This window comes from Streptomyces sp. NPDC052114, from assembly GCF_040680155.1.
Lineage (GTDB): Bacteria > Actinomycetota > Actinomycetes > Streptomycetales > Streptomycetaceae > Streptomyces.
On sequence record NZ_JBFAWC010000028.1, the window covers coordinates 25503 to 50364 of the forward strand.

The 24862-nt window shown below is 71.2% G+C and carries 37 protein-coding genes; 33 read left to right on the forward strand and 4 right to left on the reverse strand.

Annotation, left to right across the window (positions count from 1 at the left end; genetic code table 11):
- The 4 genes from AB0L89_RS38050 to AB0L89_RS38065 form a co-directional block, all read right to left on the reverse strand.
- A complete protein-coding gene (locus AB0L89_RS38050; RefSeq protein WP_365151992.1) occupies positions 1-570 on the reverse strand; it encodes a guanylate kinase in 570 nt (189 codons plus the stop codon).
- Complete coding sequence (locus AB0L89_RS38055; protein ID WP_365151994.1) at positions 567-1604, reverse strand: AAA family ATPase; 1038 nt, start codon at positions 1602-1604, stop codon at positions 567-569. Before AB0L89_RS38055 ends, AB0L89_RS38050 begins: the two co-directional genes overlap by 4 nt.
- Positions 1605-1785: 181 nt before the next feature.
- The gene (locus AB0L89_RS38060) at positions 1786-2379 is read right to left on the reverse strand and encodes an ATP-binding protein (RefSeq protein ID WP_365151996.1); all 594 of its coding nucleotides are present in this window, start codon (positions 2377-2379) and stop codon (positions 1786-1788) included.
- Positions 2376-3134, reverse strand: coding sequence for a GntR family transcriptional regulator (locus AB0L89_RS38065; protein ID WP_365151998.1), 759 nt, complete (start codon positions 3132-3134; stop codon positions 2376-2378). The genes AB0L89_RS38060 and AB0L89_RS38065 overlap by 4 nt, the downstream gene beginning before the upstream one ends.
- A gap of 336 nt (positions 3135-3470) precedes the next feature.
- Between AB0L89_RS38065 and AB0L89_RS38070 the strand changes: the two genes are divergently transcribed.
- The 33 genes from AB0L89_RS38070 (at position 3471) to AB0L89_RS38230 (ending at position 24802) form a co-directional block, all read left to right on the forward strand.
- On the forward strand, positions 3471-4040 hold the full coding sequence (locus tag AB0L89_RS38070; RefSeq protein ID WP_365152000.1) for a hypothetical protein: 570 nt from the start codon (positions 3471-3473) through the stop codon (positions 4038-4040).
- A 109-nt stretch (positions 4041-4149) separates the two neighbouring features.
- Positions 4150-4275 carry a hypothetical protein gene (locus tag AB0L89_RS38075; protein WP_365152002.1) on the forward strand — a complete coding sequence of 42 codons (126 nt, stop codon included), beginning with the start codon at positions 4150-4152 and terminating at the stop codon, positions 4273-4275.
- 5 nt (positions 4276-4280) lie between these two features.
- Positions 4281-4541 (forward strand): WhiB family transcriptional regulator, encoded by a 261-nt coding sequence (locus AB0L89_RS38080; protein WP_365152004.1) that lies wholly within the window; start codon positions 4281-4283, stop codon positions 4539-4541.
- A 301-nt stretch (positions 4542-4842) separates the two neighbouring features.
- Positions 4843-5034, forward strand: coding sequence for a DUF5999 family protein (locus AB0L89_RS38085; RefSeq protein WP_365152130.1), 192 nt, complete (start codon positions 4843-4845; stop codon positions 5032-5034).
- Positions 5035-5155: 121 nt separating this feature from the next.
- Positions 5156-5527: a hypothetical protein gene (locus AB0L89_RS38090; RefSeq protein WP_365152006.1), complete on the forward strand. Its 372-nt coding sequence runs from the start codon at positions 5156-5158 to the stop codon at positions 5525-5527.
- A gap of 145 nt (positions 5528-5672) precedes the next feature.
- Positions 5673-7805, forward strand: a complete 2133-nt coding sequence (locus AB0L89_RS38095) for a hypothetical protein (RefSeq protein WP_365152008.1) — start codon at positions 5673-5675, stop codon at positions 7803-7805.
- 164 nt (positions 7806-7969) lie between these two features.
- The gene (locus AB0L89_RS38100; protein WP_365152010.1) at positions 7970-8440 is read left to right on the forward strand and encodes a hypothetical protein; all 471 of its coding nucleotides are present in this window, start codon (positions 7970-7972) and stop codon (positions 8438-8440) included.
- Entirely contained in the window at positions 8440-8643 is a 204-nt protein-coding gene (locus AB0L89_RS38105) for a hypothetical protein (protein ID WP_365152012.1), read from the forward strand. The genes AB0L89_RS38100 and AB0L89_RS38105 overlap by 1 nt, the downstream gene beginning before the upstream one ends.
- A 121-nt stretch (positions 8644-8764) precedes the next feature.
- Positions 8765-10789, forward strand: coding sequence for a hypothetical protein (locus tag AB0L89_RS38110; RefSeq protein WP_365152014.1), 2025 nt, complete (start codon positions 8765-8767; stop codon positions 10787-10789).
- Between the two features lie 2 nt (positions 10790-10791).
- Positions 10792-11364, forward strand: coding sequence for a hypothetical protein (locus AB0L89_RS38115; RefSeq protein ID WP_365152016.1), 573 nt, complete (start codon positions 10792-10794; stop codon positions 11362-11364).
- Positions 11365-11438: 74 nt separating this feature from the next.
- Positions 11439-12296: a hypothetical protein gene (locus tag AB0L89_RS38120; RefSeq protein ID WP_365152017.1), complete on the forward strand. Its 858-nt coding sequence runs from the start codon at positions 11439-11441 to the stop codon at positions 12294-12296.
- Positions 12293-13726, forward strand: a complete 1434-nt coding sequence (locus tag AB0L89_RS38125) for a DNA/RNA helicase domain-containing protein (RefSeq protein ID WP_365152019.1) — start codon at positions 12293-12295, stop codon at positions 13724-13726. Before AB0L89_RS38120 ends, AB0L89_RS38125 begins: the two co-directional genes overlap by 4 nt.
- Before the next feature lie 134 nt (positions 13727-13860).
- Positions 13861-14052, forward strand: coding sequence for a hypothetical protein (locus tag AB0L89_RS38130; protein ID WP_365152021.1), 192 nt, complete (start codon positions 13861-13863; stop codon positions 14050-14052).
- 112 nt (positions 14053-14164) lie between these two features.
- Complete coding sequence (locus AB0L89_RS38135; protein ID WP_365152023.1) at positions 14165-14635, forward strand: hypothetical protein; 471 nt, start codon at positions 14165-14167, stop codon at positions 14633-14635.
- Positions 14636-14824: 189 nt separating this feature from the next.
- On the forward strand, positions 14825-15601 hold the full coding sequence (locus tag AB0L89_RS38140) for a hypothetical protein (RefSeq protein WP_365152025.1): 777 nt from the start codon (positions 14825-14827) through the stop codon (positions 15599-15601).
- Between the two features lie 120 nt (positions 15602-15721).
- On the forward strand, positions 15722-15955 hold the full coding sequence (locus AB0L89_RS38145; RefSeq protein WP_365152027.1) for a hypothetical protein: 234 nt from the start codon (positions 15722-15724) through the stop codon (positions 15953-15955).
- A 199-nt stretch (positions 15956-16154) separates the two neighbouring features.
- Positions 16155-16616: an RRQRL motif-containing zinc-binding protein gene (locus AB0L89_RS38150; RefSeq protein WP_365152029.1), complete on the forward strand. Its 462-nt coding sequence runs from the start codon at positions 16155-16157 to the stop codon at positions 16614-16616.
- A gap of 28 nt (positions 16617-16644) precedes the next feature.
- A complete protein-coding gene (locus AB0L89_RS38155) occupies positions 16645-17175 on the forward strand; it encodes a hypothetical protein (protein WP_365152031.1) in 531 nt (176 codons plus the stop codon).
- Positions 17176-17177: 2 nt separating this feature from the next.
- Complete coding sequence (locus tag AB0L89_RS38160; RefSeq protein ID WP_365152033.1) at positions 17178-17462, forward strand: hypothetical protein; 285 nt, start codon at positions 17178-17180, stop codon at positions 17460-17462.
- Positions 17463-17519: 57 nt separating this feature from the next.
- On the forward strand, positions 17520-17981 hold the full coding sequence (locus AB0L89_RS38165) for a Pycsar system effector family protein (protein ID WP_365152035.1): 462 nt from the start codon (positions 17520-17522) through the stop codon (positions 17979-17981).
- Between the two features lie 8 nt (positions 17982-17989).
- Positions 17990-18340, forward strand: a complete 351-nt coding sequence (locus AB0L89_RS38170; protein WP_365152132.1) for a hypothetical protein — start codon at positions 17990-17992, stop codon at positions 18338-18340.
- Complete coding sequence (locus AB0L89_RS38175; protein ID WP_365152037.1) at positions 18337-19317, forward strand: ATP-binding protein; 981 nt, start codon at positions 18337-18339, stop codon at positions 19315-19317. The genes AB0L89_RS38170 and AB0L89_RS38175 overlap by 4 nt, the downstream gene beginning before the upstream one ends.
- 222 nt (positions 19318-19539) lie before the next feature.
- Positions 19540-19845 (forward strand): hypothetical protein, encoded by a 306-nt coding sequence (locus AB0L89_RS38180; protein ID WP_365152039.1) that lies wholly within the window; start codon positions 19540-19542, stop codon positions 19843-19845.
- 90 nt (positions 19846-19935) lie between these two features.
- Positions 19936-20610 carry a GGDEF domain-containing protein gene (locus AB0L89_RS38185; RefSeq protein ID WP_365152041.1) on the forward strand — a complete coding sequence of 225 codons (675 nt, stop codon included), beginning with the start codon at positions 19936-19938 and terminating at the stop codon, positions 20608-20610.
- Entirely contained in the window at positions 20607-21047 is a 441-nt protein-coding gene (locus tag AB0L89_RS38190; protein ID WP_365152043.1) for a hypothetical protein, read from the forward strand. The genes AB0L89_RS38185 and AB0L89_RS38190 overlap by 4 nt, the downstream gene beginning before the upstream one ends.
- Positions 21044-21307 carry a hypothetical protein gene (locus AB0L89_RS38195; RefSeq protein ID WP_365152045.1) on the forward strand — a complete coding sequence of 88 codons (264 nt, stop codon included), beginning with the start codon at positions 21044-21046 and terminating at the stop codon, positions 21305-21307. Before AB0L89_RS38190 ends, AB0L89_RS38195 begins: the two co-directional genes overlap by 4 nt.
- 25 nt (positions 21308-21332) lie before the next feature.
- Positions 21333-21506, forward strand: coding sequence for a hypothetical protein (locus tag AB0L89_RS38200; RefSeq protein WP_365152046.1), 174 nt, complete (start codon positions 21333-21335; stop codon positions 21504-21506).
- An 11-nt stretch (positions 21507-21517) separates the two neighbouring features.
- Positions 21518-22321, forward strand: coding sequence for a histone-like nucleoid-structuring protein Lsr2 (locus tag AB0L89_RS38205; protein ID WP_365152048.1), 804 nt, complete (start codon positions 21518-21520; stop codon positions 22319-22321).
- A complete protein-coding gene (locus AB0L89_RS38210) occupies positions 22321-22791 on the forward strand; it encodes a hypothetical protein (protein WP_365152050.1) in 471 nt (156 codons plus the stop codon). The genes AB0L89_RS38205 and AB0L89_RS38210 overlap by 1 nt, the downstream gene beginning before the upstream one ends.
- Before the next feature lie 5 nt (positions 22792-22796).
- A complete protein-coding gene (locus AB0L89_RS38215; protein ID WP_365152052.1) occupies positions 22797-22973 on the forward strand; it encodes a hypothetical protein in 177 nt (58 codons plus the stop codon).
- Between the two features lie 91 nt (positions 22974-23064).
- A complete protein-coding gene (locus tag AB0L89_RS38220) occupies positions 23065-23589 on the forward strand; it encodes a hypothetical protein (protein ID WP_365152054.1) in 525 nt (174 codons plus the stop codon).
- Complete coding sequence (locus AB0L89_RS38225) at positions 23586-24275, forward strand: hypothetical protein (protein ID WP_365152056.1); 690 nt, start codon at positions 23586-23588, stop codon at positions 24273-24275. Before AB0L89_RS38220 ends, AB0L89_RS38225 begins: the two co-directional genes overlap by 4 nt.
- Positions 24272-24802, forward strand: a complete 531-nt coding sequence (locus tag AB0L89_RS38230; RefSeq protein ID WP_365152058.1) for a hypothetical protein — start codon at positions 24272-24274, stop codon at positions 24800-24802. The genes AB0L89_RS38225 and AB0L89_RS38230 overlap by 4 nt, the downstream gene beginning before the upstream one ends.
- The last annotated feature ends 60 nt before the right edge of the window (positions 24803-24862 follow it).

Consider the following 24862-nt stretch of genomic DNA (forward strand, 5'->3'; position numbering starts at 1 on the left):
TCATGCCGTCGCCGCTCCTGCCCGCTGCGCCAGCAGCTGGTCGATGAGCCGCGCCGCGTCCTGTGGGGACGCCTCCGTGGTGTCGATGGTCAGGTCCCAGGCCACACCCGGGTGCATGTCCAGGTCCTCGTGGGTCGCGTCCCACGCCGCCAGTCGCGCCGCGGTGTCGCTGTCGCCGCGCCCCGCCGACCGCTGTTCGGTCACCTCGCGCGGGCACCACAGCAGTACCAGCGACCAGTCGGCCGGGTAGCCGTCGACCAGCGCTCGGATGCCGTCGACCTGTCCGAGGTGCACCACGGGCACCCCGGCCGCGAACGCGGCGTCGACGCCGGGCCGGTCGATTGCGTACGTGTTGCCGTATCGGGCGTTCGCGTAGACGACGTCGTCCGCGGCCTCCAACTCCTCCAGCTGCTCCGCTGTGCCCATCCGATAGCCGGCGGACTTGCCCGTTCCAACCTTGAGCCGCGCGAACTGCTTGTACTTGGAATCGAGTTCGCTGAGCGCGGTGGTGACGGTGTCCTTGCCCGAGGCCGGCGGGCCGTAAAGGATCACGCCTTGCTTCTCCGTCATGCGTACATTGCCCCCATCGCCTGCCGGGCCTGGTCCGCGAGCGTCACCGCAGTCCCCAGCCGGTTGTCGACGACCAGGTGCGGCACCGCCGGGCGCAGGTCGAGGTCGATCGTGGCCATGTACTCGTCCCACCGCTGGAGCTTCCACGCGTCCCGGGCCGCTGAGCGGAATCCGATGTACTCGCGCATCGAGTCTTCGTCGCAGCGCACCCACACCGGGAAGACGTCGACCCCCATCGAGCCCGCGCGGTTGGCCAGGCGCTGCATCCAGTCCGGGTCAGTCATCTCGGCAATGAACGGTGCGGTGAGCACGGTGGAGATGCCGCACTTGATGTTGGCCATGGCCGACTGCATCAGGCAGTCGTATTCCACCGGCCGGACCTGCTCGCGGTAGAGGTCGGTGTGCCGGTCGTTCGCGTCGCCGCCCAGCGCGACCAGGAGGCGCTCCACGAGCGGGCGGGTGAGCGGGTCCTTGTCGAGCAGCGGCCAGCCGGTGAGCTGAACGAAGAAACGGGCGAGCTCGGTCTTACCGCTTCCTGCGAAGCCACCGACCAGGATGAGCACGGGGCGGTGCGGGTCGCCGCCCGTGTGCCGACGCTTCCACGCGTCGATGATTCTTTGCTGCAAGTCGAAGTGATCGGCCTCGTCGGAGCCCGGCGCGATGCGATGAATAGCGCGCTCAACAGCCAAAACGTGCGATCCATTAAGGCGGTCTTCCATCGGCGTGAGCTTGAAGGACGTCTCCTCACCGGGCAGGGCGGCGCGGAATCCCAAGTCGGGTTCAGTGGCTCGGTAGAGGAGGCAGTAAGCACGGCGGTAGTGGGGCCCGGGATAGACCTCGCCCTGCTCGTGCTGCCAGAGAGTCTGCGGATTCGCGGCAGGGATGCCCTTGAGTCTGGCCTGCTCAGCCACCTGACGAAGGCGCTCACCGGCCGTCTCCAGGGTCAGCCCGTGAGCCTCGCGCTGCTCGCGCAGTTTGTCCGGACGCCAGCCCGCTCGATGCTTCCCCACCCTGGTCCCCTCGGTCGTCGTCATGGCCCGTGAGCCTAGGCCGCAGCCGTCAAATCCCATGTGTACGTGGATGTTGAAAACCCGTGAAGTCCGATGCGCATGAGCTTCGACAAGGCGCTGTGATGTTGAGATCCGGCTCCCACGAGTGTGATGGCCCCCACAAGGAAGTCAGCAAGCGCCTGGTGGGGCGAGTGGGAGGTAGAGGTCAATGCGGGCCGCCATCCATGGAGGGACACGCACGGCGGAGCACGGCCAGCAAGTTCTCAGGGTGACCGTCGTACACGATGTGCGGCTCATCGTCAGACGGCGGACAGAAGCGGCCAGCGTGCCTGAGCAGATCTTCCTCGCTGAACTCGATGCTGTTCGCGTCGACCAGCGACTGCTCGTTGCGCTTCCGGATTCGGTCCCAGCGCACCTCATGCGGCACCGGCAAGTAGACGAGGACAGGCTCGCCGCCGGCCTCCATCACGGTCGCTGCCCACTGGCCCCGCTCTTCTGGAGTCCAGAAGCCGTGGTCGACCACGACTTCGTGTCCGGCCGTCAGGAGCTCCTGGAGCTCAAGGGCGATGTCCTTGAGTACAGGTGCCTCCCGAACTCTGAACTGCCCGCGGGGGAAGTCCCTGCCGTAGTGGCCGTAGCGGCGGAACATCTCCTCATCAGGGCACAGGCGCCGGAAGCCGGCCTCTTCCAGGGCGCGGGCGAGGGTTGTCTTGCCGGAGCCCTGGAGTCCGGACATGAGGATCGCGCGAGGCGCGGGGCCTGGTCGGCCGGACAAAGCGGCGGCGTTGTACGCGGTCACCGCTGCACCTCTGACGTCGTGCGACGGGTGCGGCCTGGAGCGCCCAAGTCCACGCCGTACTCCAGCAGCTCGCCGTCGGCGTCTAGGAAGCGGGCGGTCAGCACAAGGATCGCCGCGACGGTGTTGGCCTCGAGCTCCAGGAGCTCGAGGTCGCGTTCCGTCGCGATGCGGGCCGTCTCCTCATCCACGCGCTTTACGACATGCCGCCCGGTAGCGCGAGCGATCAAGTCGAGCGACAACCCGCCCTTGAGTCGCTCGCTCCGCGCCAACTCGGGTACGACCTGGGCGAACTCCGCCGGGATCCATGACGTGGAGTGGGAGACGATGCCATGACCGTCCCGGTAGACACGGCTACGACGAATCACGTCGTCACCAGGCGAAATGCCCAGCACGTCAGCGACGTCTTCGGGAGCTTCGACTATTCCGGCCGTGTGGCCGGACGACTTCTCGCCGACGCCCCACGACGACTGCGTCTTGCTGCTGCGGTCGTGGCGCTCGGCCCCGGAGGACAGCGAGGTAGGGCGTTCCATCACCTCGGTGCCGACACCCGGGATGCCCTGCACGAGCTTCTCTTCGCGCAGCAGGCGCATGGCCCGGTCGGCGGTGGCTGTGCTGACCTCCCACTGGGTCGCCAGCGCCTTGATGCTGGGCAGGAGGTCGCCAGGCGAGAGCTCCCCAGAGCTGATCAGGTCGCGATAGTGGCCCGCGATGCGCGCGTACGGCGGCCGGTTGTCGGCTCGGGGTGGCCCTGACATATGCCTTCGCCTCCTTCGAATTACCTCTGGATGCCTCACTATACCGCTTGACACATGAGGGTGCCTGATGCAACCTGAGGTATGTAAGGCCTCGGTGATCCTCTGGGAGCACCGAGTGAGCACCACCGCAAGACACGTAGGAAGTCGTCCGCCTCGCATGAGGGGGCCGGGGTCGATGGCAACACCAAATCCCCCGGGTTTCTCGACTCTCTACTGCACGTCGCAGCGCTATGCGCTGTCCGTCCGTCAGGACGCCGGGACCTCCCGCGCGGCCTGGCGGGCGGAGAGAGCACCGCGACGCATCCCCCCTCCCCTTCGCACATGAGGAGATCCCGCATGTCCATCACCGCCGCGATGCCCACTGCCAAGGAACGCCCCCGCCGGACCCGCACGAAGCGGGTCAGCAAGCTCCCCGTCCTCAAGCTCTCCAGGCTCCTGCCCTCGCACATCGACCTCCGCGACCCGCTCAAGGCTGTCCTGGTCTGCGAGGACTGCGGGACCTGGGTGCCGATCACCGGCATGCAGGGCAAGGTTCAGAAGCTGGTCCCGCACCACACCGGCAAGGCCGGCGTCGCCGCCGCGATCCACTGCCGGAGCAGCAATCGCCGTGTCGAGTTCGACATGACGATCCCCGAGTGGCGCCAGGCCCTGACCGACGCGGTCAAGGAGACCTCCAGCCGCCAGGCCACCACGGTGCTGCCCAAGGCGTTCAGCCCGCAGACCGACCGGGCCCTGCGAGCTCGTGCCGAGCGCACGCCGGCCGGGCGCCTGGCCGACTGGAACGCGGTGCTGTCTCGCGTGGCCGACGCCGACAAGAACCGTCGGGCGATCCCCGCCGGTGACGCCCCCACGGAGGCCCCCGCGGTTCCGCTGGACACGCTCCACCCCCAGCGGCCCGCGCGCTGAACCCCGCACGAACCGCCACGGCCCCGGCCATCCCGAGCGATCGGGGAGGCCGGGGCCGCGGCTGCTCGTACGAGACGGACAGCCTGAACAGCACGACAGCCCCGGTGACTTGAGACCCTCCGGGGCTGTCCAGGACCCGATTGGAGACCTGATGCCCACCAGCATCGCACGGAACGACGGCGACTCCGACCCGATCATGGACGAGGCCCTGCGCCGCGCCCGGCAGGGCAAGTGATCGGGATGGACTGGCGACACAACGCGGTCTGCCGCGAAGAAGACCCCGAGCTGTTCTTCCCGATCGGCAATACCGGCCCGGCGCTCCTGCAGATCGCGGAAGCCAAGGCGGTCTGCCGCCGCTGCCCGGTCATCGAGCACTGCCTGCAGTGGGCGCTGGAGTCCGGCCAGAACGAGGGCGTGTGGGGCGGCCTGTCCGAGGACGACCGGCGCTCGCTGAAGCGCCGCGCCGCCCGCCGCCGGGCGCGGAAGGCGGTGGCGGGATGACGGACACCGACCAGAAGCGCCTGGAGGACGACGTCCGCAGGACCAACGCCGACCACGACTTCGGTCGGCGTTCCCGCGGCTGAGCCCCTGTACTGCTGACCGCGAGGCGGGTCGGAACCTCAACTTCTCTCCCGCACCGCGCGGTTCGACCAGGCCGGCCGCCCGCCAGACGGGCGGCCGGCCTTTCGCACGCCTCCAGCCCGGGAGACCATCTCGGGCTTCCCTCGTAGGAGAGCCCATGCGTAGCAACACCCAGCTCGACACCACGACGACCACCGGCACCACCCGGCTGCCGGACTCGCTGTGCACGCACACCCCGAAGTGCCCGACGGCCGACAGCCCGGACCGCGAGGCCGCCCAGGTCGTGGCCGCCCACCCGGAACAGGGCTGGAGCCTCCTGTGTAACTCCGTACTGCTGTTCGAGGATACCGGCGAGCTGCTCCCCGACGGCCGTGTCGTCGCCCCGCACCGTCCCGTCGCGGCCCTGGCCTGACGGCTGCCCGAGCCGCCCGCACCGCCCGCGGAACCTCTGGCGGCCGGGTCGGGCGGTAACAGGGAGCCGGGCAGTCCGGACCCGCCGGCCTCGCGCCGGTGCACGCGAATGAGGAGGGCACGTGACCCAGCCCGAGAAGCAGTCCACTCGCCCGAAGGCCACCTACACCCAGGGCGACATCGTTCTGTTCCGCGACGTCGAGAAGTTCTGGCTCGGCAAGAGCGGCCACACCTTCGTCGGCCGGGTGGACCGGTCCTGGACGAACATCCACAACGGCAAGCTCCTCTACGACGTGGTGGAGCTGAGCGAGAACCGCCACCGCGCCGGGATCGACCCCGACTACATGCGGCTGCTTCCGCCGACCGACGCGATGCACGACATCGACACCGCGCCGCTGAGCGAGCCGGACACCGGGGCGATGACGCCGGCCGCCGTCGCCTGGCTGCGCAAGCACCTTGCGCAGGACGTCGCCGCCCTACCCGCCCCGCGCTGACCACCTGCTCTTCGGCAGAACGGTCCTCCGGACCCCCGGCATTAGCGCTGCCGGGGCTCCGGAGGGCCTGGTCACGACCCTACCGACCGCCACCGACCCACGGTGCCGCTTCTGCACGGAGGCGCCCGGAAGAGAGGACACCCCCGTGGCTACCAAGACCCCCCGCCGTCGGCGTCAGACCGCGGCGGCCCCGAAGCCCCGCGGCGCGCGCGCCAAGGCGGCGAAGTCGGCGGCCGTTTCCACCGAGCCCGAGCCCGAGGCCACCGACACCGTGGTGCGCCCCGAGGCCGAACCCCGCATGGTCGACGCTGTCGACGGCACTTCAGATTTGCGGGACCGGGCCGCCGACATCGTCGACCTCGCCCGTGAGGAAGCCGCCGCCCTCCAGACGGAGGCCGAAGGCCAGGCCGCGCGCACTGTCGCCGCCGCGCATGAGGAAGTCGTGCAGATGCTGTCCGAGGCACGCACGCGTGCCGAGGGCATCACCGAGACGGCCGACCGGGCAGCCACCGCCCAGCGCACGGAGGCCAAGGAGAGGGTGGAGGCCGCGCGCGGCGAGGCCGACCGGCTTCTGTCTGAGGCCCGCGACCGCGCCGGCTGCCTTCTGAAGGGGGCGCGTGCCCAGGTTTCCGAGCTGACCGAACAGGCGTCCGCCGACCACGAGTTGGCCCGCACACAGGTCACCGAGATGCGCCGCCTGGCGGAGGCCGACCTGGCGGAGATCGGTGAACTGGTCACGGCCCGCCGCGCGGAGGCCGCGGGGATTCTCGCCCACGCCCAGGAGCAGGCCGACCAGCTGCGGGCCGCAGCCCAGCGCGAAGTCGACCAGGCCCACGAGCGCATCACCGGCCTGGCCACGACGGCGGCCGCCGCCTACGACGCCCGCCGGGCCGAGGGCGAGAAGCTCTACACCGACGCCGTCGCCGCCGCCGACTCCCGCCGGCGCGAGGCGGAGACGGCCGTCGCCGACGCTCATGCTGAGGCGGAGAAGGCCCGCGCCGAACTGCGCGAGCAGCTGCGCGCGATGGGCGAGGCGTTCGACAAGGAGGCAGCCGAGAAGCGCGCCGCCTTGGACGCCGACCTCGCCAGCCTGCGCAAGGCATGCGAGGACCAGCGCGAGCGGCTCCGCCGCGAGGCGACGACCTTCGCCGCCCAGCTGCGGGAGACAGCGCAGAAGGAGGCCGACCGCATCACCAGCGAGGCGGAGAAGAAGGCCAAGGGCACCATCGAGCGCGCGAAGGCTGCTGAGGCCAGCGCCCGCCGGATGCTGGAAGAGGCCCGGGAGGCCAAGAAGGCCAACTCCAAGTTCCGGGGCTGGCACCAGCGGCTCGGCCGCAAGGCGTGGAAGACCGCGCCGTGGATCGCGCTGGCCGCCGGCGTCGGACTGGCCGCCTCCGGCGAGTACGAGCTGGCCCGCATGGTCGGGATCAACGCCTACGTCGCTCCGCTGCTGCCGGTGTCGCTGGACGTGTACTGCGTGACGGCGTTCCGCGCCAAGCGGGACATCCCGGCGGCGCTGACGCTGATGGCGTCGGCGAACGTGATCTACCACCTGTCCGAGCAGGCGCACATCGTCAAGCCGGGCGAGTCGGCGCCGTGGCCGCTGACCACCTTCGTCGTGCTGATCTTCGTGGCCGTCATCTGGCGCGTCCACTCCCTGATGCACGACGCCGGTACGGACGGCCATGGTGGTACGGACACCGCGCCCGGTAAGGACGGGCGTACCAGTACGGCCGCTCGTACGGACGGCGCGACTGGTACACAGCACGCGCGTACCAGCCCTGCCGGTACGGGCTCGTACGGCGCAGCGGCTAGTACGCCCCCCGCTGGTACGGTCCCCGGCGCGGCTCGTACGGAGCCTGTACGCAACGGCGCGCACGCCACCGTCTCGGCAGGGGCGAATACGGCCCTGAACAGCGCGTACAGCGGCCGTACAAGCGGCGTACAGGCCACCTCTTCCGGGGCCGGTCGTACTAGTACGGAGCACTCCGGCCGTACCAGCGCGGCGGTGTACGACGGCGGGACGCGTACCAGTACGGCCAACGGCCACCCGCGTACCGGCGGCACGGACAGCACCGGGCGTACCAGTACGGCCACCCCGGCTCGTACGGACGCCGAACTGCTGCCCGCCGTACGCGAGCTGCCGCGCGAGGACGACGGCTTCGTCAACGTCTCGCGCGTGCGCACCCAGCTCCGGGTCAACCAGGACCGGGCGGTGCGCCTGCTCAAGGAAGCCGGTCTGCTGCGTCCGTCGGACGCGGAGAAGTACCTGACCTGATCCACCTGCCGCTCATGGTCGCCACCGGTCCGCGCTCCTCCGAGCGCGGACCGGTAACGGCCACGGCCGGCAGGCCGATCGACCGTTCCCGCCCCGAGCGGGAACGCCCCCGGCCCGGATCGGTGCCGACCCGATTGCACAACCCGACCAAGGAGAAACCCCTGATGAGCGACGAGAAGCAGCCGCGCAAGGGAGTGTGGACGCCCGACTTGCTCGCGGAAGGCCCCGAGAAGCGCCGCGTGTTCATCGAGCAGCGCAGGCAGTACCTCGCCCCCCTGCTCGCGGAGTCGAAGGCCCTGCTCGCAGAGATCGAGGCCGACCTGAAGGAGACCGACAAGCTCCCCGGTGACCTGCCGTTTCAGGCGAAGCTGCGGGCTAAGCACACGGTCCGGCCGCTCGCGAAGGTCGTCGCGGACCTCGAGGACGTGATCGTCCAGCTCACCGCGTACAGCGCGCGCTACAAGCGCTCCTTTGAGGAACTGCCCGAGAAGCGGGCCGAGAAGGCAGCCGAGAGGCAGCGGCTCAAGGAGCTGAAGGCGGGCGGCGGGCAGCAGCAGATCGAGGCACCCGAGCCGAAAGCGGAACCCGCGCAGGACCCGCACCCGTTCTTCGCGCACCTCAACAAGGGCGCGTGATGCCGGGCAAGGATCCCGCGCGGTCGAAGCGCCTCACCTTCGAGCTGTGGTCGCCCCGGATCAACGGGGCGGCCACACCTCGCGACCAGGTCGTCGTGCTCGTCGACGCGGCCCGCGCGCACCTCCCCGCCGACGATCCGATGTGGGCGGCACTGGCCGACCAACTCGGCAAGTACCTGAAAGAGGCGGGCTTCGGCTCGTAACTCTCCGCGTTCAAAATCAACGTTCAAATCAAGGAATCCGGCCGCCTCGGCTGTCGCCACACGTGCGCGTTACGCGCGCGCGTACGCGAGGCAGGCGGTTACGTCAAGTGAGGACCAAAAGATGACCGACGACGGTCGGGGCGCGGACGTCATCACGCTCCCCATGTTCAGCCTGTCGCCCCCCGGCGGCGACACCGACGACGAGGTTCCGCCCCCGCCGGAGCCCGGTGACCTGGCCCCGCCGCCCGACTTCTTCCTGCCCTTCTCGAGCTCCGAGGACGAGGACGAATCCAGCGAGGACGACCCCGACGGCATCGCCCCACAGATGGTCGCCGACGCCGCAAGCGGAACCGGAACACCCGCCCGCGCGACGGCCTCCATGGCCATGGTCACGATGGCCGCCATCGCGGTCGCGGCGCTGCGCGGCACATGGTCGGTGGCGAACTACCTCAAGGCGCGGCGCGAGCACCATGACGCCGTCGCCGACCAGGCCCGCGAGGCGGCCGACAAACAGAAGATCGCCAACGCCGAGAAGGCCGCGAAGAAAGGCGTGCCGTCTGGCCCGGAGTTCGGGCGCAGCGCGACCGGAAAGGGCGGCGGCCGGCCCGGCGGCGCGGGTGCCGCCGGCGGATCGGGACGTGGCACCTTCGGCCAGCAGAAGCCCCCGGCGAAAGCCTCCGGCCGGGGCAGTTCGGCGAACGGCTCGACCGGCGCCAACTCACGCGGAACGGGCCCGAAGAGGGCCCTGGACGGGGCGGGCTCCCGCGGGACGGGACCGAAGGGAGCCAAGAGCGGAACTGCCGGCGGCTCGTCGTCCGGCGCCCGCAAGGGGGCCGGATCGGGTGCATCGTCCGACGGCCGCAAAGGGGCAGCCGGATCGGGTACGTCGGGCAAGGGCTCCAAGGGCGCAGCCAGCGGCGGTGCCTCAGGGGCAGGCAAGGGCTCGACGGGCGGGACGAAGAAGTCCCCGGGCACGCTGGGCACCCTCGCGACCGGCCGGCAGCAGCGCAAGAACGACGAAGCCAAGGCGAAACGGCAGGCGGCAGCCGACCAACGCAAGGCCGAACTCGCCGACCGCGCGGCGGCTAGGAAGGAAGCGGCCGCCGATGCGGCCGCGCGGCGCAAGCGCAGGGCGGAGCGGCAGAAGGCGAAGCTCGAGCGCAAGAAGGCAGACACCGGCGCGAAGGACCCCAAGAAGACCGGGGACGGCAAGGCCGACACCAGGAAGGACCCGAAGGCCGACAAGAGCAAGGGGAAACCCGACGAGAAAGTCGACCTGACCAAGAAGCCGAAGTCCGGTGGCACCGGGGCGAGCAAGGACGACGAGAAGGTCGACCTCACGAAGAAGAAGCCGAAGGCTGACAGCTCGAAGGACGGAGCGAAGACGAAGAAGCAGCCGAAGGCACCCCGAAAGAAGACGCCCCGCAACTGGCGCCGGAAGAAGAAGGGGAGCACATCGGGGCCCAAGGTCCGTAGCCGCCGCCAGCGCAAGAAGAAACGCAGCACCGACTCCGGGTCGATGCCCGGCGGAGATGGCGACTGGCTGAAGCCCCCGCCCGGGTGGGATTCCTCGTACTCGGTGACCATCGAGCGCGAGCCGACCCGTCCCCGGCGTCGACGCCCCGCAGGCATCACCGCGGGCCGTAAGGGCCTGCCGCCCGGCACCTCCGGCGAGCGCACGCCGACCCGGTCCGTCCCGAAAGAGAGCCCGATCGTCATGGGAACAGCAGTTGAGCCAGGGGAGGTCGACGACACGCAGTTCGCCGATGCCGACCTGACCGTGTACGACCTGATCGAGTCCGACGAAGAGATGGGCGACCAGATCCTCCAGGGCGTCGATCACATGAACCTCGTCGCCGCGAAGTGCGAAGGCCTGGCCGCCGGGCTGGAGTCCCTGTACGCGATGTGCGTCGAGAAGAAGGTGCCCGGCGTCCTGACGCAGTGGTGCATCCGCCTGATGGAGCGCGCCGGCAGCGTGCAGGACAAGGCCGAGGCGCTGCGTGATTCCCTGCCGCGGGCGTCCGAGGCGATCCTGACGGCGCGTGACACCGCCGTCGAGGCGGACAAGCTGCGTGCCGACCGGGTGAAGGAAGCCGGGCACGTGGCACCGGCCGAGCGGGAGTACCACGACCGGAGCGGGAGTTGACCATGAGCGAAATCGACACGTCCCCGCCGATGGATGTCGCCGGTGAAGACGCGCATGTGATCGAACCGACCAACGTGCAAACTGCTGCCGAGGTCGAGGCCTCAGATGCACCGGACCTGCCCGAGCCGGGTGACGGTACGGATGCGCCGGCCGAGGGCGCCGAGCTCGAACCGCTGCACGGCGGTCGGATCGTCGACGTGATCGCGGACGCCCTGACCTTCATGCTCGTCATCTCCCGCCTGAGTGTTGCCGCGATCGCGATGCGCGGGCTCTCGCAGGCCGTGAACGGCGCGTACTCCTACGTCGAGGACTGCGCAACATCCGTCGACGGACTCGCCGACGTCGCCGCGTCCCTGGCCGTCGACGACTCGGTCACCGCGGCGCACCATGACGCGGCCGCCACGATGCGCGGATCTCTTGAGCTCGCCGACGCACTCTCGGCCGAGGCGGCCGAGATGGCGACGGAGTTCGACAACGCCGCTCGCGACCACGAAAGCGACTACGGCGACGTCAACGAGGCCATGCAGGCAGGCCCGTACGACGTCGCCGAACGTGAGTGGTACAGCAACCGCTGACCCCGCCCCCCTCCGTAAGGCGCCGCCCCCTCGCTGGGGCGGCGCCTTACGCATCCCTGAAAGGAGCGCTGGCGATGCCGCGCCTGCCCCTTCCCTCCCCCCGCCAGGCCGGATCGGCGGTGACCAGCGGTATCGGCCGCCTGGCGACCCTCATCGGCGGCAGCGCCATGGCGACAGGGCTGTTCACCGACACCGCCACCGTGCCGGCGATCCTCACCACCGTCGCGGCGGGTCTGGGCGGGGCGTTCCTGTCGCCGCGCCTGCGGCTCGCCCACCCGATGAAGAAGCCGATCACCTACACGCTCTACCTGCTCCCCCACAGCGTCCTGGCCTCCAACTTGGCTGTGGAGCTGGTGTGGGACAGCCTCCCGGGCCGTCTGGTGGAGGGCGGCGTCGCCCTGGTGTGGACGTCCGGAGTGTGGTGGCTGCGCCCCGGACGGCTCGCCAAGCGCGTCGCGAAGTGGCCCGAGCCCGTCCTCGAGACCGACGACACCGAGGACGACCAGGACGGCACGGGTGTCGAAGCCGAGGTCGCCGTCGTGATCCCCGACGATCCGGCGGGCCGGTGGTGGGCCCTGAACGCGGCGAAGAAGGACGGTGTCGCTGAGGGCACGCGCGTGATCGGTGTGCGGGGGATCGAGGATGGGCGCCGCGTCGCCGTCGCGCTCGGTGCGATCGAGCAGGGCGAGCCCGTGCCCGACATCAAGATCAAGCGCTTGTCGGCCCTGATGAACGTGCCCGAGCAGCTGCTGGAGGTACAGGCGATCCCCGGGTACGGAGCCGGATTCGCGATGCTGCTGATCGGCCCCAAGCCCGAGGAGGACCCGGCGCCCGACGCGGACGTGTGGGCGGAGATCGGCCGGTCCGCGCTGCCCGGCGTGACCCTCACCGAGATCAACGAGTACGACATGAGCGAGGAGCTCACCCCATGACACCGGCCGCCCTCGCGAAGAAGCACGTCGAGGAAAAGCAGGTGATGCGCGAGTACATGCTGCGCACCAGGCCGGGCGGCGTGAAGGGCGCTGACCATGACGCCCTGTGCGACCTCCTGGAGGTCGACGACCCCTCGCGCGTGATCTTCGAGCAGGGGCGGGGCCGCCAGGCCGTCGTCCGCGTCTTCCCCGTGAACCCGCTCGCGAAGATGCGCGCGATCACCCTCGAAGACCTCGAGATGGATGAGAACGGCTGTATCCGCATCGGCTCGTACTACGACGGCGAGCCGCTGCGGATGCGGGTGCACGACCCCGAGACCGGCAACGCGCAGCGCATCATCATTTTCGGCACGACCGGTGCCGGTAAGTCCCGCGCCCTGCAGGCATTCCTGGCCGCGTGCAAGCGCAACGGGATCGTCGTGCACCTCGCCGACCTCAAGGGCGGGCAGTCTGTCCCTGAGGCGAAGGGCAACGTCGCCACACACGTGCGCACGCTCAAGGAAGCGATGGGCCTGCTGCGGGCCGCCGTCGCCAAGGCCGAAGCTCGGTTCAAGCGCTACGCCGACATGGGCCGCTCCGGCTTCCTGATCAACAACCCGGACCCGCTCGAGTACGTCGTCATCGACGAAGCCAATCGCCTCCTGGAGAAGGGCAGCCCATTCCGGGCGGAAGCGGCCCGGCTGATCAAGGAGATCGGCCGGACCGGGCGCAGTGTCGGCATCGGCATTGTGCTCGCCGCGCAGGCCGGGCACCTTGACGAGCTCGGTGGCAGCGACACCCTGCGCGCGATGCTGAAGGAAGGCGAAGTCATCCTCCTGCGCTGGTCCTCACAAATGATGGCCTCGCTCGTGGGCGACGGCCTGCTGCCGGCCGGTGAAAACCTGCAGCCCATCCCGAAGATCCTCGGGCGCGCCCGTCGCATCCAGCGATGGGGAACACCCGTCGACCGCAGCAAGGAGAAGCCAAACAGCCAGGGCATGTGCTACCACCTGACGTCGGCCCGGCCGACGTCGATGGCGCGCTTCTTCCTGGTCGGCTCGCTCTCACCGCACGAGGGGTACGACCCGGTGATCCGCCAGCTCTACGGTGCCGGCGCCCCGCCGGGCGAGCCGCTGACACTGATCTTCCCGCCGCCCAAGGACGGCAAGGGCGGCCAGGCGGCGGCAGAGGACGGCGACGACCTGCAGCACGGCGAGGGCGACGAAGGCGAGTCCGAATCGCTGCCGCCGATGCCCAGGACGCTCAAGGAGCGGATCCTCTCGGCACTCGAGTCCGGCCCCCTGTCTGAGACGGACCTTCTCGCGGCCCTCGATGAGGACGGCGGAAAGGACGCCAAGCGCGGATCCGTGCGCACCACGATCAGCACCCTGCGCGGCGAGGACAAGATCGCCCCGAAGGACGCTTCCGGCCTGATCAGCCTGGTCATGTGACCTGCCAGTGCCCCAGGACCGACCCCGGCGCGTCCTTGCTGTCTCACCCTCTGCGCCCTCCCCGCCGCCACGGCCGGGAGGGCGCGCCCGCATCACCATCACCGACGCCGACCTTCTCGAAGGAGTTCCCCACCGTGGCGCTGACCGTCTCCCTGGTCGTCCTCGCCGGAATCACCGTGCTGATCCTCATCCGCACCGGCTACCTGCGTATCGGGCCCGCACTCGCCGCCGCCCTGTTCGGCTTCACCCTCGCTTCCACCGGCATCGCCCCCGCCATCACCAACGGCATCAGCAGCATCGCCGAAATGCTCAGCAGCATCGGCTGAACCGCCCCGCTCCCCCCGCCCCTCTGCGCCCTCCCGGTCATCACGGCCGGGAGGGCGCCCCGCACCTGCCCGGATGGAGAACACCGTGGACGCCGATCGCATCACCCGCCCCATGACCGACACCGAAGCCAAGGCTGAGGCCCAGCGGATCATCGAAGAGAGCTTCCGCCCCGAAGTGCCCGTCGTGCGGCACTTCCCGACGTCGTTCCGCGACGACAGGCCGCTGCCCGCCTACGGCGACGCCCCGCCCGTGAAACAGGAGGACCACCGGATCGTGCCCGAATGGGCGGCCGGGATCGCGGTCTCCTCCATCGGCGTCGGCGCCGGGGTCACCGGCATTGGATGCGGGGCCTGGCTGGTCCTTAAGGGCCTGGCCTCCGTCACGCTCTACGGCGTGCTGACGGTGACCCTCCCCTTCGCGGGCGCCGCGATGGTCGCCACCGCGATCGGCGTCGCGATCAGCAGGGTGCGCAGCGCGGTCACCAAGAACGTGTACGAGGGCTCGGTCACCCAGAACACGCAGATCAACAACACCAGCAACCAGCGCGGGATGTTCTCCCGCACCCGCAACGACGTCCGCTGAACTCCGGACGCTCTGCCTCGCATCCGGCACCCGCCACACAAGCCGGGCCTCGGATGCGGGACAGGCCATCCGGCCCTGCGGCCAGTCGCAGCCGATCCCGTCGCAGCCGTTGCCACCAGGCCCGCCGCTCACCGCGCGGCCCACTCGCATGCTCCGCGCCCACCCCACCAACACCCTCGGAGTTGCCCCGTGCAGTCCAACGACAACACCCGCGGCCAGAACCGCCAGGAGCCCAGCTACCTCCCCGCGCCCTTCCCGAAGGCGCCACCCAAGAAGGAGCGGTTCGCCGCGGCGCGCGCCTGGTGGAACACCGCGTGGGAAGAGAACGGCGTCCTGCACAACATGTGGGAAGACGTGCTCAGCGCCCCCGACACCGGACTCCGGCACATGGCCCCCTGGATCCGTGTCGTCCTGATGACGGCCGGAGTGTCCTTCGTCGTGCTGATGGCCCAGGCCGCCGGCGAAGTCGTCGGCCAGGCGCTGCACCAACTGCTCACCGCCGTGCCCAAGGTGCAGGTCGGCGTCGACACCTCCAGCGGCGTGTTCGCCGTCGTCGACCAGCCGGTGCGCACGTATATCGCGCAGCACGCCGCCGGCCTCCCGGTCGCGGCCTCCACCGTCTACACGCTGTGGCTGCTCACCGGCATCGTCGGCCTGGTCCTCGGCTTCCTCTCCCGGAACAACGGTGTGCGCGCCCTGTGGGCGGCACACGGCGCGGCAACGGTCTGGATGGTCTGGACGACCACCCCGGACACCAGCCGCCCCGTCGCGACCGGACTCACCGTCCTCGCCTGGACGTTCCTCTCCGCGTTCGCGATGCGCGGCCTGACCCTGCGCCGACGCAATGTCACCGGGCGCCCGGCCAAGGTCTCCGTCCGGCCTGAGGCCCACGTCCACGTCTACGTGCCCGCCCCGGCCGCGCCTGTTGACCAGCCCTCGCACAGCAACCGCCCCTTCCGCGACTGACCTCCGGGCGCTCCGCCTGGTCCTCGCTCACCGCGCCGGGGCGACGAGCGAGGACCGGACAGGCCGTCCGGCCACACACCACCACTTCTGTCCTCACGCCGATCCGCAAGGAGATCCGCCATGCCGCAGAACCCCCAGACCCAGCAGCCGGTGCAGGGCTGGTTCATACCCGCGCAGCCTGCCGCCCCGGCCAAGAAGAAGATGCCGCTCCTGCTGCGCCTGGTGCTGGGCGCCGCGGTTGTCCTCGCGATGGTGCTCGGCTCCCACACCAACGAGGACGGCCAGAGCACCACCCCGCCCCAGACCCCCGCGGCCACCCCCTCGCCGACCACTGCCAGCACCGGCACGCCGTAGCGCCCGTCCTGCACGCACCACGCGCCCCACCGGACAGCCATCGCCGGTGGGGTGCCGCCGTCCCTGCCACCGACCCGCTGGAGGAACAGCCCGTGCTCCTTCCCCGACCGCGCCGCCGTATCGGCCGGCCCCGCCCGCAGCGTCCTGGCCCCCGCTACCCGCGGCGTCCCGCCCGGCTCCCCGGCACCTGGCACCGGTGATGCCCCGCCCCCGGAAGAAGCGCCGCCGCGAGAACAAGAAGGTGCCGCGCAGCGACGCGGCCCTGGAAGAGTTCGACCGGCGCACTTGCCCCGAGGGCCTGGTCACCCGCAGGCAGCTGCGCGAGCGGGGCCTGAGCCCCGGTGGCCACGGCCCGGTCGCGGTCCTGCGCTGCAAATACTGCGCCTACCGGCCCGACCAGGCGTGCAACCACCCCACCCGTGCCTGGCTGTACGACGTGAACCTCGCCCGGTCGAAGCGGAAGTCGACGCTCGCGCAGGAATGGGCGCTGGACCGGGCGATGGCGGCGAGGTCGACCTGTCCCGAGTGCCACAGGCGCTACTACTTCTGCCTCCCGCTGCGCACCCAGGGCCGCTGCGACCCCTGCGACAAGGGCTACGAGCCCAGTCCCGACACCTACGTCGCGTCCACGGCCCCGGCCAGCCACCGGCTGGCCGCCTGATCAACGAACCCCTCGAAGGAGAGTCACCGTGTCTCTGTTCACACACCCCGCCCTCGCTCTCGCGCCCGAGACCTGGACGCCGGAGGGCACGCTCGTCTCCCAGCGCTATCGGTCGCTGGAGGGGGCGATCGTGCTCGTCTACACCGCCGACACCGGCCAGGGCACCCCGCGCTACGCCACTGCCTGCCTGGGCTGCACCCACCGCGCGGACCGCAACGCCTCCGGCAACGTGATGACGGAGCCGGAGGCCGCCCAAGCCGCCAACGCGCACGCCACGGTCTGCCGGGCGGTACCGCGTGGCATCCCCGCCCGGCCCGCCGACACCGAGGCCGCGAAGATGATCTGCACCCGGCTGTGGGCCCGCCGCTACAGCACCGCCCCGTATCCGGTGCGCCTGTCCGACTTCAACGCGATCCGGGTCGACCTCCAGCGCCCCACCGACTGGATCAAGGCGCTGCTGACCGATCTCGCGCAGTCCGACCCCGGCTTCCTCACCGCGACGCCGACCAGCTCCGGCCAGGGCGCCCGCTTCATCGTCCTGCCCTTCGCCAGGCCCTGACCGTGCGCGCCCGAACCGCCGCCCTGGTCGCGGCCGCCGTGCCCGTCACGGTCGCCGCGGCCGCCGCCGTCCTCGAGGCCGGCCGCTGGCAGCTGTACGCCGACCGGCACCGGATCCACATCACGCCCGTCGCCCGCCGCTCCTGCCCCGACTGCCGGGGCGCGGGCGGCTGGTGGACCAGCGGCCCGTTCCCGGAGATGGAGGCGTGCGGCTGCTGGTCCGAGAGGCGCGAGCTACGCATCCGGCTCCTGCCCGTTCCCGCCTGGCCCGACGAACCGCCGGTCTGATCCCACCGGGCGGGCCACGAACGACCCGCCCGGCAACGACAAGGAGAAGCACCGCCCATGACCTCCACGGTCCCCGCCCCCGGCATCGACAAGAACATGGACGCCGCCTGCGCCTCGGTCACCAGCGAGATCAACCGCACGGACGGCAAGTCGTCCTTACTGCTCGCCTTCACCGGCGCCGTCCTCGCGGGCCTGGCGTCCGTTGCGGACAAGGACCTGCCCCTGCCGACCAAGGTGTTCGGCACGGCGGCCGTCCTTGCCCTGGGCGCAGCCGCTGTGCTGCTGCTCCTGGTCGTCCGGCCCCGGCTTCGCGGGGACGACCGGGCTTCCTTCCCGTACTGGGCACAGCTCGATGAGGAGGCGATCCGCGTCTGCATGCAGGGCGATCCCCGCGCCGCCCGTATCCGGGTCCTGTCCGTGCTCGCGGTCCGCAAGTTCCTCTACCTGCGCCGTGCGGTCGACCTCATCCTCACCGCTCTGGTCCTGCTCGCGCTGGCCGCCGCCGGCACCGCGCTGTGACGGCGACCTTGGTACCCCCGGCCCGCACACGCATCGACCGCGTCCGCGCCTCCGCCGGGATCATCCAGCTCGCCCTCCAACAGATCGAGGACGACCTGAGCGCCGACGACGTCGACGCCCCCGAGCTCGCCGCGATCCTGCGCGAGCTCCAGGAGGACGTCGACCACCCCGGCGGCCTCCTCCCCGCCCTCGCGCAGCTGGTCACCGCCGCCGCGCGGCGGGCGGAGCAGATCGAGCCCGACCGCGACGGTGACGCCTCCTGCCCCCTGCACGAGGCCGCCGCCCTGCTCACCGACAACGCCGGGCAGCGCCTGAACTGGGCTGCCCGCTCCCTCGACCCGCAAGGAGACCCCGAATGACCTCGGTGCTCTACCCGGACCTGCCCGAGAACGGGCTGATCGTGCTGATCGGCGCCTCCGGCGCGGGCAAGTCGACCCTGGCCCGCACCTGGCCGGCCTCCCAGGTCCTCTCCCTCGACGCCCTGCGCGGCACGGTCAGCGACGACCCCGGCGACCAGGACGCCACCGGCGACGCCGCCGACGTCCTCAAGCTGATCCTGGAGCGCCGGATGGCCCGCAAGCTCAACACGGTCATCGACGCCACCAACCTGGACCAGCCCGTGCGGGTGGAGCTGGTGATGGCCGCCAAGCGGAACGGCATGCCGACCGTCGCCGTCATCGTCGCCACGCCGCTGCCGGTCTGCCTGGAGCGCCAAGGCCCGCGGCCGGCCAACCGGCGCGTGCCCGAGGACACCGTCCGCGCCCAGCACCAGGCCATGGTGCGCTCCCACCAGCGGCTCGCGGCCGAAGGCTTCAACACGGTGGTCTTCGCCGACGCCCTGTACCGCCTGGAGCCCTTCATGAAGCAGCTCTCCCAGGTGCGGGAGGCCGACCTCGGGCGCGACGGCAGCGAGGGCCTGGGCGACCTGTGGCTGGCCCGCCGCTTCTTCGGCCCGGAGATCCTGCCGCTGTGGCGGTGGCGGCCGGGCTCGGACCTGGTGACCGGCCGGGACCGCGTCGCGGAGATCCGCCTCGGACATCAGTACCTCACCCTCGCGCTGCGCGAGGACGTCGACGGCGAGGGCGACTTCGGCTTCGACGTCCTGCTGCCGTGCCCCTTCGACCCGGAGTGCGACGGGCAGGCGTGGGCGCCGGCCTACAGCGTCAGCTGCCTGTTCCGGGCGCTGACCGGCGCCATGGACACCGACCCGGACCTCGTCTGCACCGTCCACGGCGACGGCGTCGACCAGGAGGCCGACGACCACGACCTCCAGGACGACGACCCCGAGGGCCGCGCCGACCTGGAGGCGCAGTACGCGGACGCGGTCCGCGCGTGAGGCGTACCGCCGCCACGCCGAACAACCCCACCCCACAGGGCGCCGGGCTCACCCGGCACCCGCCGTTACCCCAGGAAGGCGCTGCGCGGCACCGGCCTCGACTCCCCCCCCCGCCGTCGCTGCCTGACGGGCTCTCCGCGCCGCCCCGACCCCCGTGTTCGACGGGGGCCGGGGCGGCCGCGGTGGCCCCTCAAGCACTGGCACCGAGAGGAGATGGGCGTCATGCCACGCACCGAGTTCTATGAGGTCGACGTCCCGATACACGACACCACCAACCCGGCCCGCAAGGGCGTGCACGTCTTCACCGGCGTCGCCGACTCCCCGGCCGCGGCCCTGCGCCGCGCACATGAGGTGTACGACGCCGCCCTCGCCGCGCACACGGCCGGACTCGAGATCCCCGGCAAGCAGCCGGACAGCTGGGGAGCGCGCGGGCTGAGGCCCGGCTGGCAGATGGAGTGGCCCGCCGCGAAGGCCGGCCTCTGGCACAACCCCGTCAGCTGGACCACCCGCAGCGACTTCGCGCTGTAGCTCCGCCCCGGGACAGCCGCTCTGCTTGGCGGCTTCGTCGGCTGCCCCGGGCCCATCCATCCCGTACGAGACGAGACGGAGAACCCAAGTATGTCGTCCCTCATGCGCGTTCAGGGCCGGATCGGCCAGCGCGCCCTCTTACTGACGACCGCCGCCGTGCCATTGACCGGCTGGGCGGTCCACGCGGTCTCACTGCACCGACAGCTCGCCGCCACCCGCCGCGATCCGCTGACCGGCCTGCTGCGCCGCGACTCCTACACCGCCCGCGCCCGCCGGCTCCTGGCCCGCCGCGACGACCTCGCCGTGCTCATGGTCGACCAGGACCACTTCAAGGCCGTGAACGACGACTTCGGGCACCCGGCCGGAGATGCCATACTGACCGCCACCGCCGCCCGGCTCACCGCGTGGGCGGGCCCGCGCGCGTCCGTCGGCCGCCTCGGAGGCGATGAATTCGCCGTCGTCGTCCAGGTGCCCGCCGCGAGCCTGGAACAGCGACTCGGGCAGCTGGTCCGGAGGCTGCACACGCCGGTCGTCCTGGACGACGGCCGGACCGTCGACGTCGCCGCCTCGGTCGGCGCCGCGGCCACCGGCATCCTCGGCACCCGCGACCTGACCGTGTTGCAGCGGGCAGCCGACGCCGCCCTGTACGACAGCAAGCACACCGGCCGCGCCGCCCTCGCTTCGCCCGAGCACACCGAGGTGCCGTCCATCAACGGCCGCCGGGCCGGGCGTCCGGGCACGGCCGCGTGGGGGCGGGCCGCATGAGCACCGCGACTCTGCCCGAGGGCGACTGGATCCGCAGCATCAGCATCCGGCAGCCGTACGCGGCCTGCATCCTCGCCGGTGCCAAGACGGTGGAGAACCGCCCCGGCCGGTGGCGGACCGGCTGGGTGCTGCTGCACACGAGCAAGACCATCGACCAGCCCGCCCTGCGCGTCCCGCTGATCGGCCGCACGATCCGCAACCGCCAGCTGGTCACCGGCGCGGTCGTCGGCGTCGCCCGGATCACCGACTGCCACCAGGACGCCGAAGGTGCGCCGCTCTGCTCGCAATGGGCGCACCCGGGCGCCTGGCACTTGGTGCTCGCTGACGTCCAGGAGCTGCCCCTGCCCGTCCCCGCACGAGGACAGGTCGTCCCCTGGAAGCCGTCGCAGGACCTGCTGGAGCGCGTCTTCCAGCAGCTGCCCGCCTTCCGGCCGTGACCGCCCGGCGCCGCCATCTGCGCGCGGTGCCGCCGCCGGAGCAGCCTGTGGTGCCGGTCCAGCTCCTGACTTGGCGCCACGGGCCGCACTTCGGCCCGCCCGCCCCGTGCGTGCTGTGCGGCACCACCACCCCGCTGAGGTCCCACGTCAACGAACCCGTGCACAAGGTCTGCGCGGAGCTCTGGAACGCGGCGCACCCCGGCGAGCCCCGGTTCGTCTCCGACCCGCCCAAGGGCGGCGGAACGGCCGACCACGCCTGACCTCTACCTCCAACTGGAGGACCCCATGAGCAGCACCGACCGCGACGTCGACCACGCCCTCGCCTACCCCGAGCCGCCGGCCTCCCCGCTCTGGCACCGCTGCGGTGCGAAGGCCCGGCCACTCACCGACGCCCAGAGGCAGCGCAACCGTGAGCTCCTGAACCTCGCGCAGCGCAAGCCCCGCACCAGGGCCGCGTAGGAGGGCCGGTCATGTTCACCGACATGAAAGAGGCCCTCGCAGCCGAGGACCTCGAACTCACCCCGCTCGGCAGCGACCAGCACAGTGCCGCCTCCCTGGTGGTCGCCCACCACGCACGCGACAAGGACGACCTCGCTGACCTGCTGGGCGCGCTCGGACTGCCCTGCGACGAAGACGCCCTCGTACGCCTCCTCCCGCACCTCACCACCGCCGACCACTCCCCGACCGGAGACACGATGCCCACCGAACACAACGGCGACAGTCCCGAGCACGTCCGCGACACCCTCGGACTGGCGGAGGGCGAACTCGCCGCCGCCCTCCAGCACGCCGGACTGCCCGCCCCCGAAGCGGACACCGAGGACGGCGCCAGCACCCCGGAGACGACCGCCCGCACGAGGAACGCCGACGGGATCGAGGCCCTGCTCGCGTGGGCGCAGACCCACACCCTCGCTGCCCTCCGCAACAGGGCCGCTCGCGTCCGCAGCGACCTCAACGAGCGCCGCGCCGCCGACGCCGCCCAGCGGGAGGCAGAAGAGCGGGTCGCCAAGGCCAAGGCGGAACTCGAGGCCGCGCAGGCGCAGCTGCGCCAGGTGAAGTCCGGCGGCCGCGTCGCCACCGAGGACCAGGCCGCCACGACCCCCTTGGCCCCTGCCCACGCACTGGGCGGCAAGCGGAGCAAGGAGGAACTGGCGGCGATCCGGACGTGGGCGCGCGCCCACGGCCACCAGGTTGCCGAACGGGGCAACCCGGCCAAGGCCGTCCTGGACGCGTACGACGCCGCCCACCGCACCGACACCCTGGCGGAGGCGAGCTGATGGAGACCAAGCCGCTCACCGTCGACGGCTTCCTCGACACCATCCCCACGCCCGGCGACGCTCCGGGCACCGCCCAGTTCCAACTGGTCGTCTCGCCCACCGACGACGTCGTGGACGACGTGATCTGGTCCTGCACCACCAGCAAACCCGGGATCGCGCACGTGCTGCTCACCGAGATCCAGCCTGGCGACCTGCTACACGTCTCCGGCGTCCTCACCCAGCCCGACAACCAGGCGGATCCCGCCCGGCTCACCGTCGACGCGCTGGAGCTGCTGGCCACCGCGCCGGCGCGGGCCCTGAAGGAGATGGTCCTTGACCGGTACGGCGACTACGTCGTGGTGTTCGACGCCGACCGCGACCAGGTGCCGGTCTTCACCGCCCTCGGACAGTGGGTCGGCACAGCGGAAAGCCCCGACACCATCGGCACGCTGATCGAGATCCACGAGCGCATGAACGGCGGGGCTGCGTGATGGCCATGAGCACCACGCAGCCCCGCACGGTCCTGGAGTGCTGCCCCGCCGGAAGTCCCCGAGGCTCGTGGCCGGCGGAAGAGTACGCCGCCGCCCAGCGCGCCCAGGGCACCAAAGCCCAGGTCGTGATGGACCTCGGCAGCGACCAGTTCCTTGTGATCACCGACACCACCCCTCAGTAGCGCCGCCCGGAGCGCCGCGCCCGACCTTCCCGGCCGGGCGCGGCGCTCCCCCATTCCCACCCGCCATCGGCACACCCAGGAGGTTCCCTCCGTGTTATCCACCCTTGGCCCCGCCGTTCTCGCCATCGTCGCCACCCTGCTGGGCGCGATCGTGACCGGCCGCTTCCAGGAGCGCGCCGCCGAACGGTCCGTGCGCGTCAACCACGGCGAGTCGATTCGCCGCGACCGCCTGGAGGCCGTCACCGCGCTGGCCTGCGCCGTAAGCGACCACCGCCGGGCGCTCTGGACACGCGGCGACGCCGTCCTCAAGAACGCCGACACCCAGCGGATCGAAGCCCTGCGCGGCGAGAGCCACATGACCCGCAGCGCGGTCACGCGCCCGCTGGTCGCGCTGCGCGTCCTCATCGAGGACCAGGTCGTGCGCACCGCCGCCGACCGCATGATCACGCTGACGTACGCGGTGCGGAACGCATACGCCACCAGCGAGGAACTGACCACAGCCCGCGAGGCCGCGAAGGCCGCCCACGACACCTTCGTCGATACCGCCGCCCGCTTCCTGAACCCGGCCATGCCGAAGGCCACCCCGCACCCCACCCCCGAGGAGTCGACCCGATGAAGCGCCCCTTCTTCCGCCGCTGCGGCCACGCCCCCGGCGCCATCTCCCCCGAGGACCAGGCCGTCGTCGACCAGTTCCGCGCGATGCTCACCGCCATGCGCAACCCGCAGCCCTGGACGCCCGGCCACGCCCAGGACATCGCCGTCAGGGTCGGCCCGTTCCTGGAACGCGCGCACACCCGGCCCGGCGACGACCACGGCCCCGACCTGATCGCCGTCGCCCTGGTCCACCCCGACACCCCGTACGCCGCGGGATACCTCCACGGCCGCCGGCTCGGCTACACCGACCGCGGCTGGCTGCGCTGCGAGACGAGCGCGATCCTTGGCCTCTGGCAGCCCGGCTACGCGATGCTCACCCACGCCGCCGCGAACCTGTCCCTGCCCGACGACATCGGCATGGCCCCCGCGCACTACGCCCTCTACATCGAGGCCCGCAAACGCGACGACAGCCTCAACGGCTACACCCTGCTGCGCCTCGGGCCGTACACCCAGACCCGGCACGCCCAACAGGACTACGACCGGCTCACCGCCGCGCTCGAGGGACGGGAGACCACCCTCGTGCCCGGCCACCGCGTCTCCGCGAGGTTTGGGCCGTTCGATGTGAGCGACCACAAGCTGTTCGCCAACCCGTATGAGGCCGACGCCGCGGCGCTCCTGGACGCCGCCGTCGCGGGGGTGCGCGCATGACTACCGATGCCCTGTACGAGATCGAGACCAGCGAGGGCGACGACGGCACCATGCACCCCGTCGAACAGCTCTGGTCACCCTGCGCGGACGATGCTGCCGACAACGGCTTCATCACCCACCGCGGTCTCCACATCACCGGGATCGACGGCCCCACCGAGGATGACCTGTACCCGAGTGCATTCCTCGTGCTCGGTCACCAGAAGTGGGTCGACATCATTGAGGCCGCCACCGCGTACATGGCCCGCGTCCACGACTGGCGGAACCTGCACCTGTACCCCGGCGACGACCCGGCGGTGCTGATCCCCCGCATCCCGCGTGCCGTGCTCACGTACGGCGTGTTCTTACGGCACCCGCATCCGGACCACGGCTGCGGGTGCGAGTGGGATGACACCTGGCGCATGGTCTGGGCACCATCCACCGAACCCGGCGTTGTACCGATAACCGCCATGCGACACCCTGCCGCACTGGTGACCGCCGCCAGCATCCCCGACCCTGATCAAGGTGCGTCCGCGACCTGGGCGGCCTGACAGCCGAAGGCCCGGCTCCCCCGCCGGCGATCGCGGGAGAGCCGGGCCTTCTTGCGTTTC

Excerpts from the sequence above, each read along its gene's own strand:
- AB0L89_RS38205 (WP_365152048.1), top strand. The coding sequence starts at position 21,518 with ATGTTCACCGACATGAAAGAGGCCCTCGCAGCCGAGGACCTCGAACTC.
- AB0L89_RS38110 (WP_365152014.1), top strand. The coding sequence starts at position 8,765 with ATGACCGACGACGGTCGGGGCGCGGACGTCATCACGCTCCCCATGTTC.
- AB0L89_RS38125 (WP_365152019.1), top strand. The coding sequence starts at position 12,293 with ATGACACCGGCCGCCCTCGCGAAGAAGCACGTCGAGGAAAAGCAGGTG.
- AB0L89_RS38175 (WP_365152037.1), top strand. The coding sequence starts at position 18,337 with ATGACCTCGGTGCTCTACCCGGACCTGCCCGAGAACGGGCTGATCGTG.
- AB0L89_RS38050 (WP_365151992.1), bottom strand. The coding sequence starts at position 570 with ATGACGGAGAAGCAAGGCGTGATCCTTTACGGCCCGCCGGCCTCGGGC.
- AB0L89_RS38185 (WP_365152041.1), top strand. The coding sequence starts at position 19,936 with ATGTCGTCCCTCATGCGCGTTCAGGGCCGGATCGGCCAGCGCGCCCTC.
- AB0L89_RS38120 (WP_365152017.1), top strand. The coding sequence starts at position 11,439 with ATGCCGCGCCTGCCCCTTCCCTCCCCCCGCCAGGCCGGATCGGCGGTG.
- AB0L89_RS38180 (WP_365152039.1), top strand. The coding sequence starts at position 19,540 with ATGCCACGCACCGAGTTCTATGAGGTCGACGTCCCGATACACGACACC.
- AB0L89_RS38210 (WP_365152050.1), top strand. The coding sequence starts at position 22,321 with ATGGAGACCAAGCCGCTCACCGTCGACGGCTTCCTCGACACCATCCCC.
- AB0L89_RS38100 (WP_365152010.1), top strand. The coding sequence starts at position 7,970 with ATGAGCGACGAGAAGCAGCCGCGCAAGGGAGTGTGGACGCCCGACTTG.
- AB0L89_RS38190 (WP_365152043.1), top strand. The coding sequence starts at position 20,607 with ATGAGCACCGCGACTCTGCCCGAGGGCGACTGGATCCGCAGCATCAGC.
- AB0L89_RS38150 (WP_365152029.1), top strand. The coding sequence starts at position 16,155 with ATGCCCCGCCCCCGGAAGAAGCGCCGCCGCGAGAACAAGAAGGTGCCG.
- AB0L89_RS38115 (WP_365152016.1), top strand. The coding sequence starts at position 10,792 with ATGAGCGAAATCGACACGTCCCCGCCGATGGATGTCGCCGGTGAAGAC.
- AB0L89_RS38225 (WP_365152056.1), top strand. The coding sequence starts at position 23,586 with ATGAAGCGCCCCTTCTTCCGCCGCTGCGGCCACGCCCCCGGCGCCATC.
- AB0L89_RS38135 (WP_365152023.1), top strand. The coding sequence starts at position 14,165 with ATGACCGACACCGAAGCCAAGGCTGAGGCCCAGCGGATCATCGAAGAG.
- AB0L89_RS38165 (WP_365152035.1), top strand. The coding sequence starts at position 17,520 with ATGACCTCCACGGTCCCCGCCCCCGGCATCGACAAGAACATGGACGCC.
- AB0L89_RS38070 (WP_365152000.1), top strand. The coding sequence starts at position 3,471 with ATGTCCATCACCGCCGCGATGCCCACTGCCAAGGAACGCCCCCGCCGG.
- AB0L89_RS38230 (WP_365152058.1), top strand. The coding sequence starts at position 24,272 with ATGACTACCGATGCCCTGTACGAGATCGAGACCAGCGAGGGCGACGAC.
- AB0L89_RS38105 (WP_365152012.1), top strand. The coding sequence starts at position 8,440 with ATGCCGGGCAAGGATCCCGCGCGGTCGAAGCGCCTCACCTTCGAGCTG.
- AB0L89_RS38065 (WP_365151998.1), bottom strand. The coding sequence starts at position 3,134 with ATGTCAGGGCCACCCCGAGCCGACAACCGGCCGCCGTACGCGCGCATC.
- AB0L89_RS38200 (WP_365152046.1), top strand. The coding sequence starts at position 21,333 with ATGAGCAGCACCGACCGCGACGTCGACCACGCCCTCGCCTACCCCGAG.
- AB0L89_RS38055 (WP_365151994.1), bottom strand. The coding sequence starts at position 1,604 with ATGACGACGACCGAGGGGACCAGGGTGGGGAAGCATCGAGCGGGCTGG.
- AB0L89_RS38145 (WP_365152027.1), top strand. The coding sequence starts at position 15,722 with ATGCCGCAGAACCCCCAGACCCAGCAGCCGGTGCAGGGCTGGTTCATA.
- AB0L89_RS38080 (WP_365152004.1), top strand. The coding sequence starts at position 4,281 with ATGGACTGGCGACACAACGCGGTCTGCCGCGAAGAAGACCCCGAGCTG.
- AB0L89_RS38215 (WP_365152052.1), top strand. The coding sequence starts at position 22,797 with ATGAGCACCACGCAGCCCCGCACGGTCCTGGAGTGCTGCCCCGCCGGA.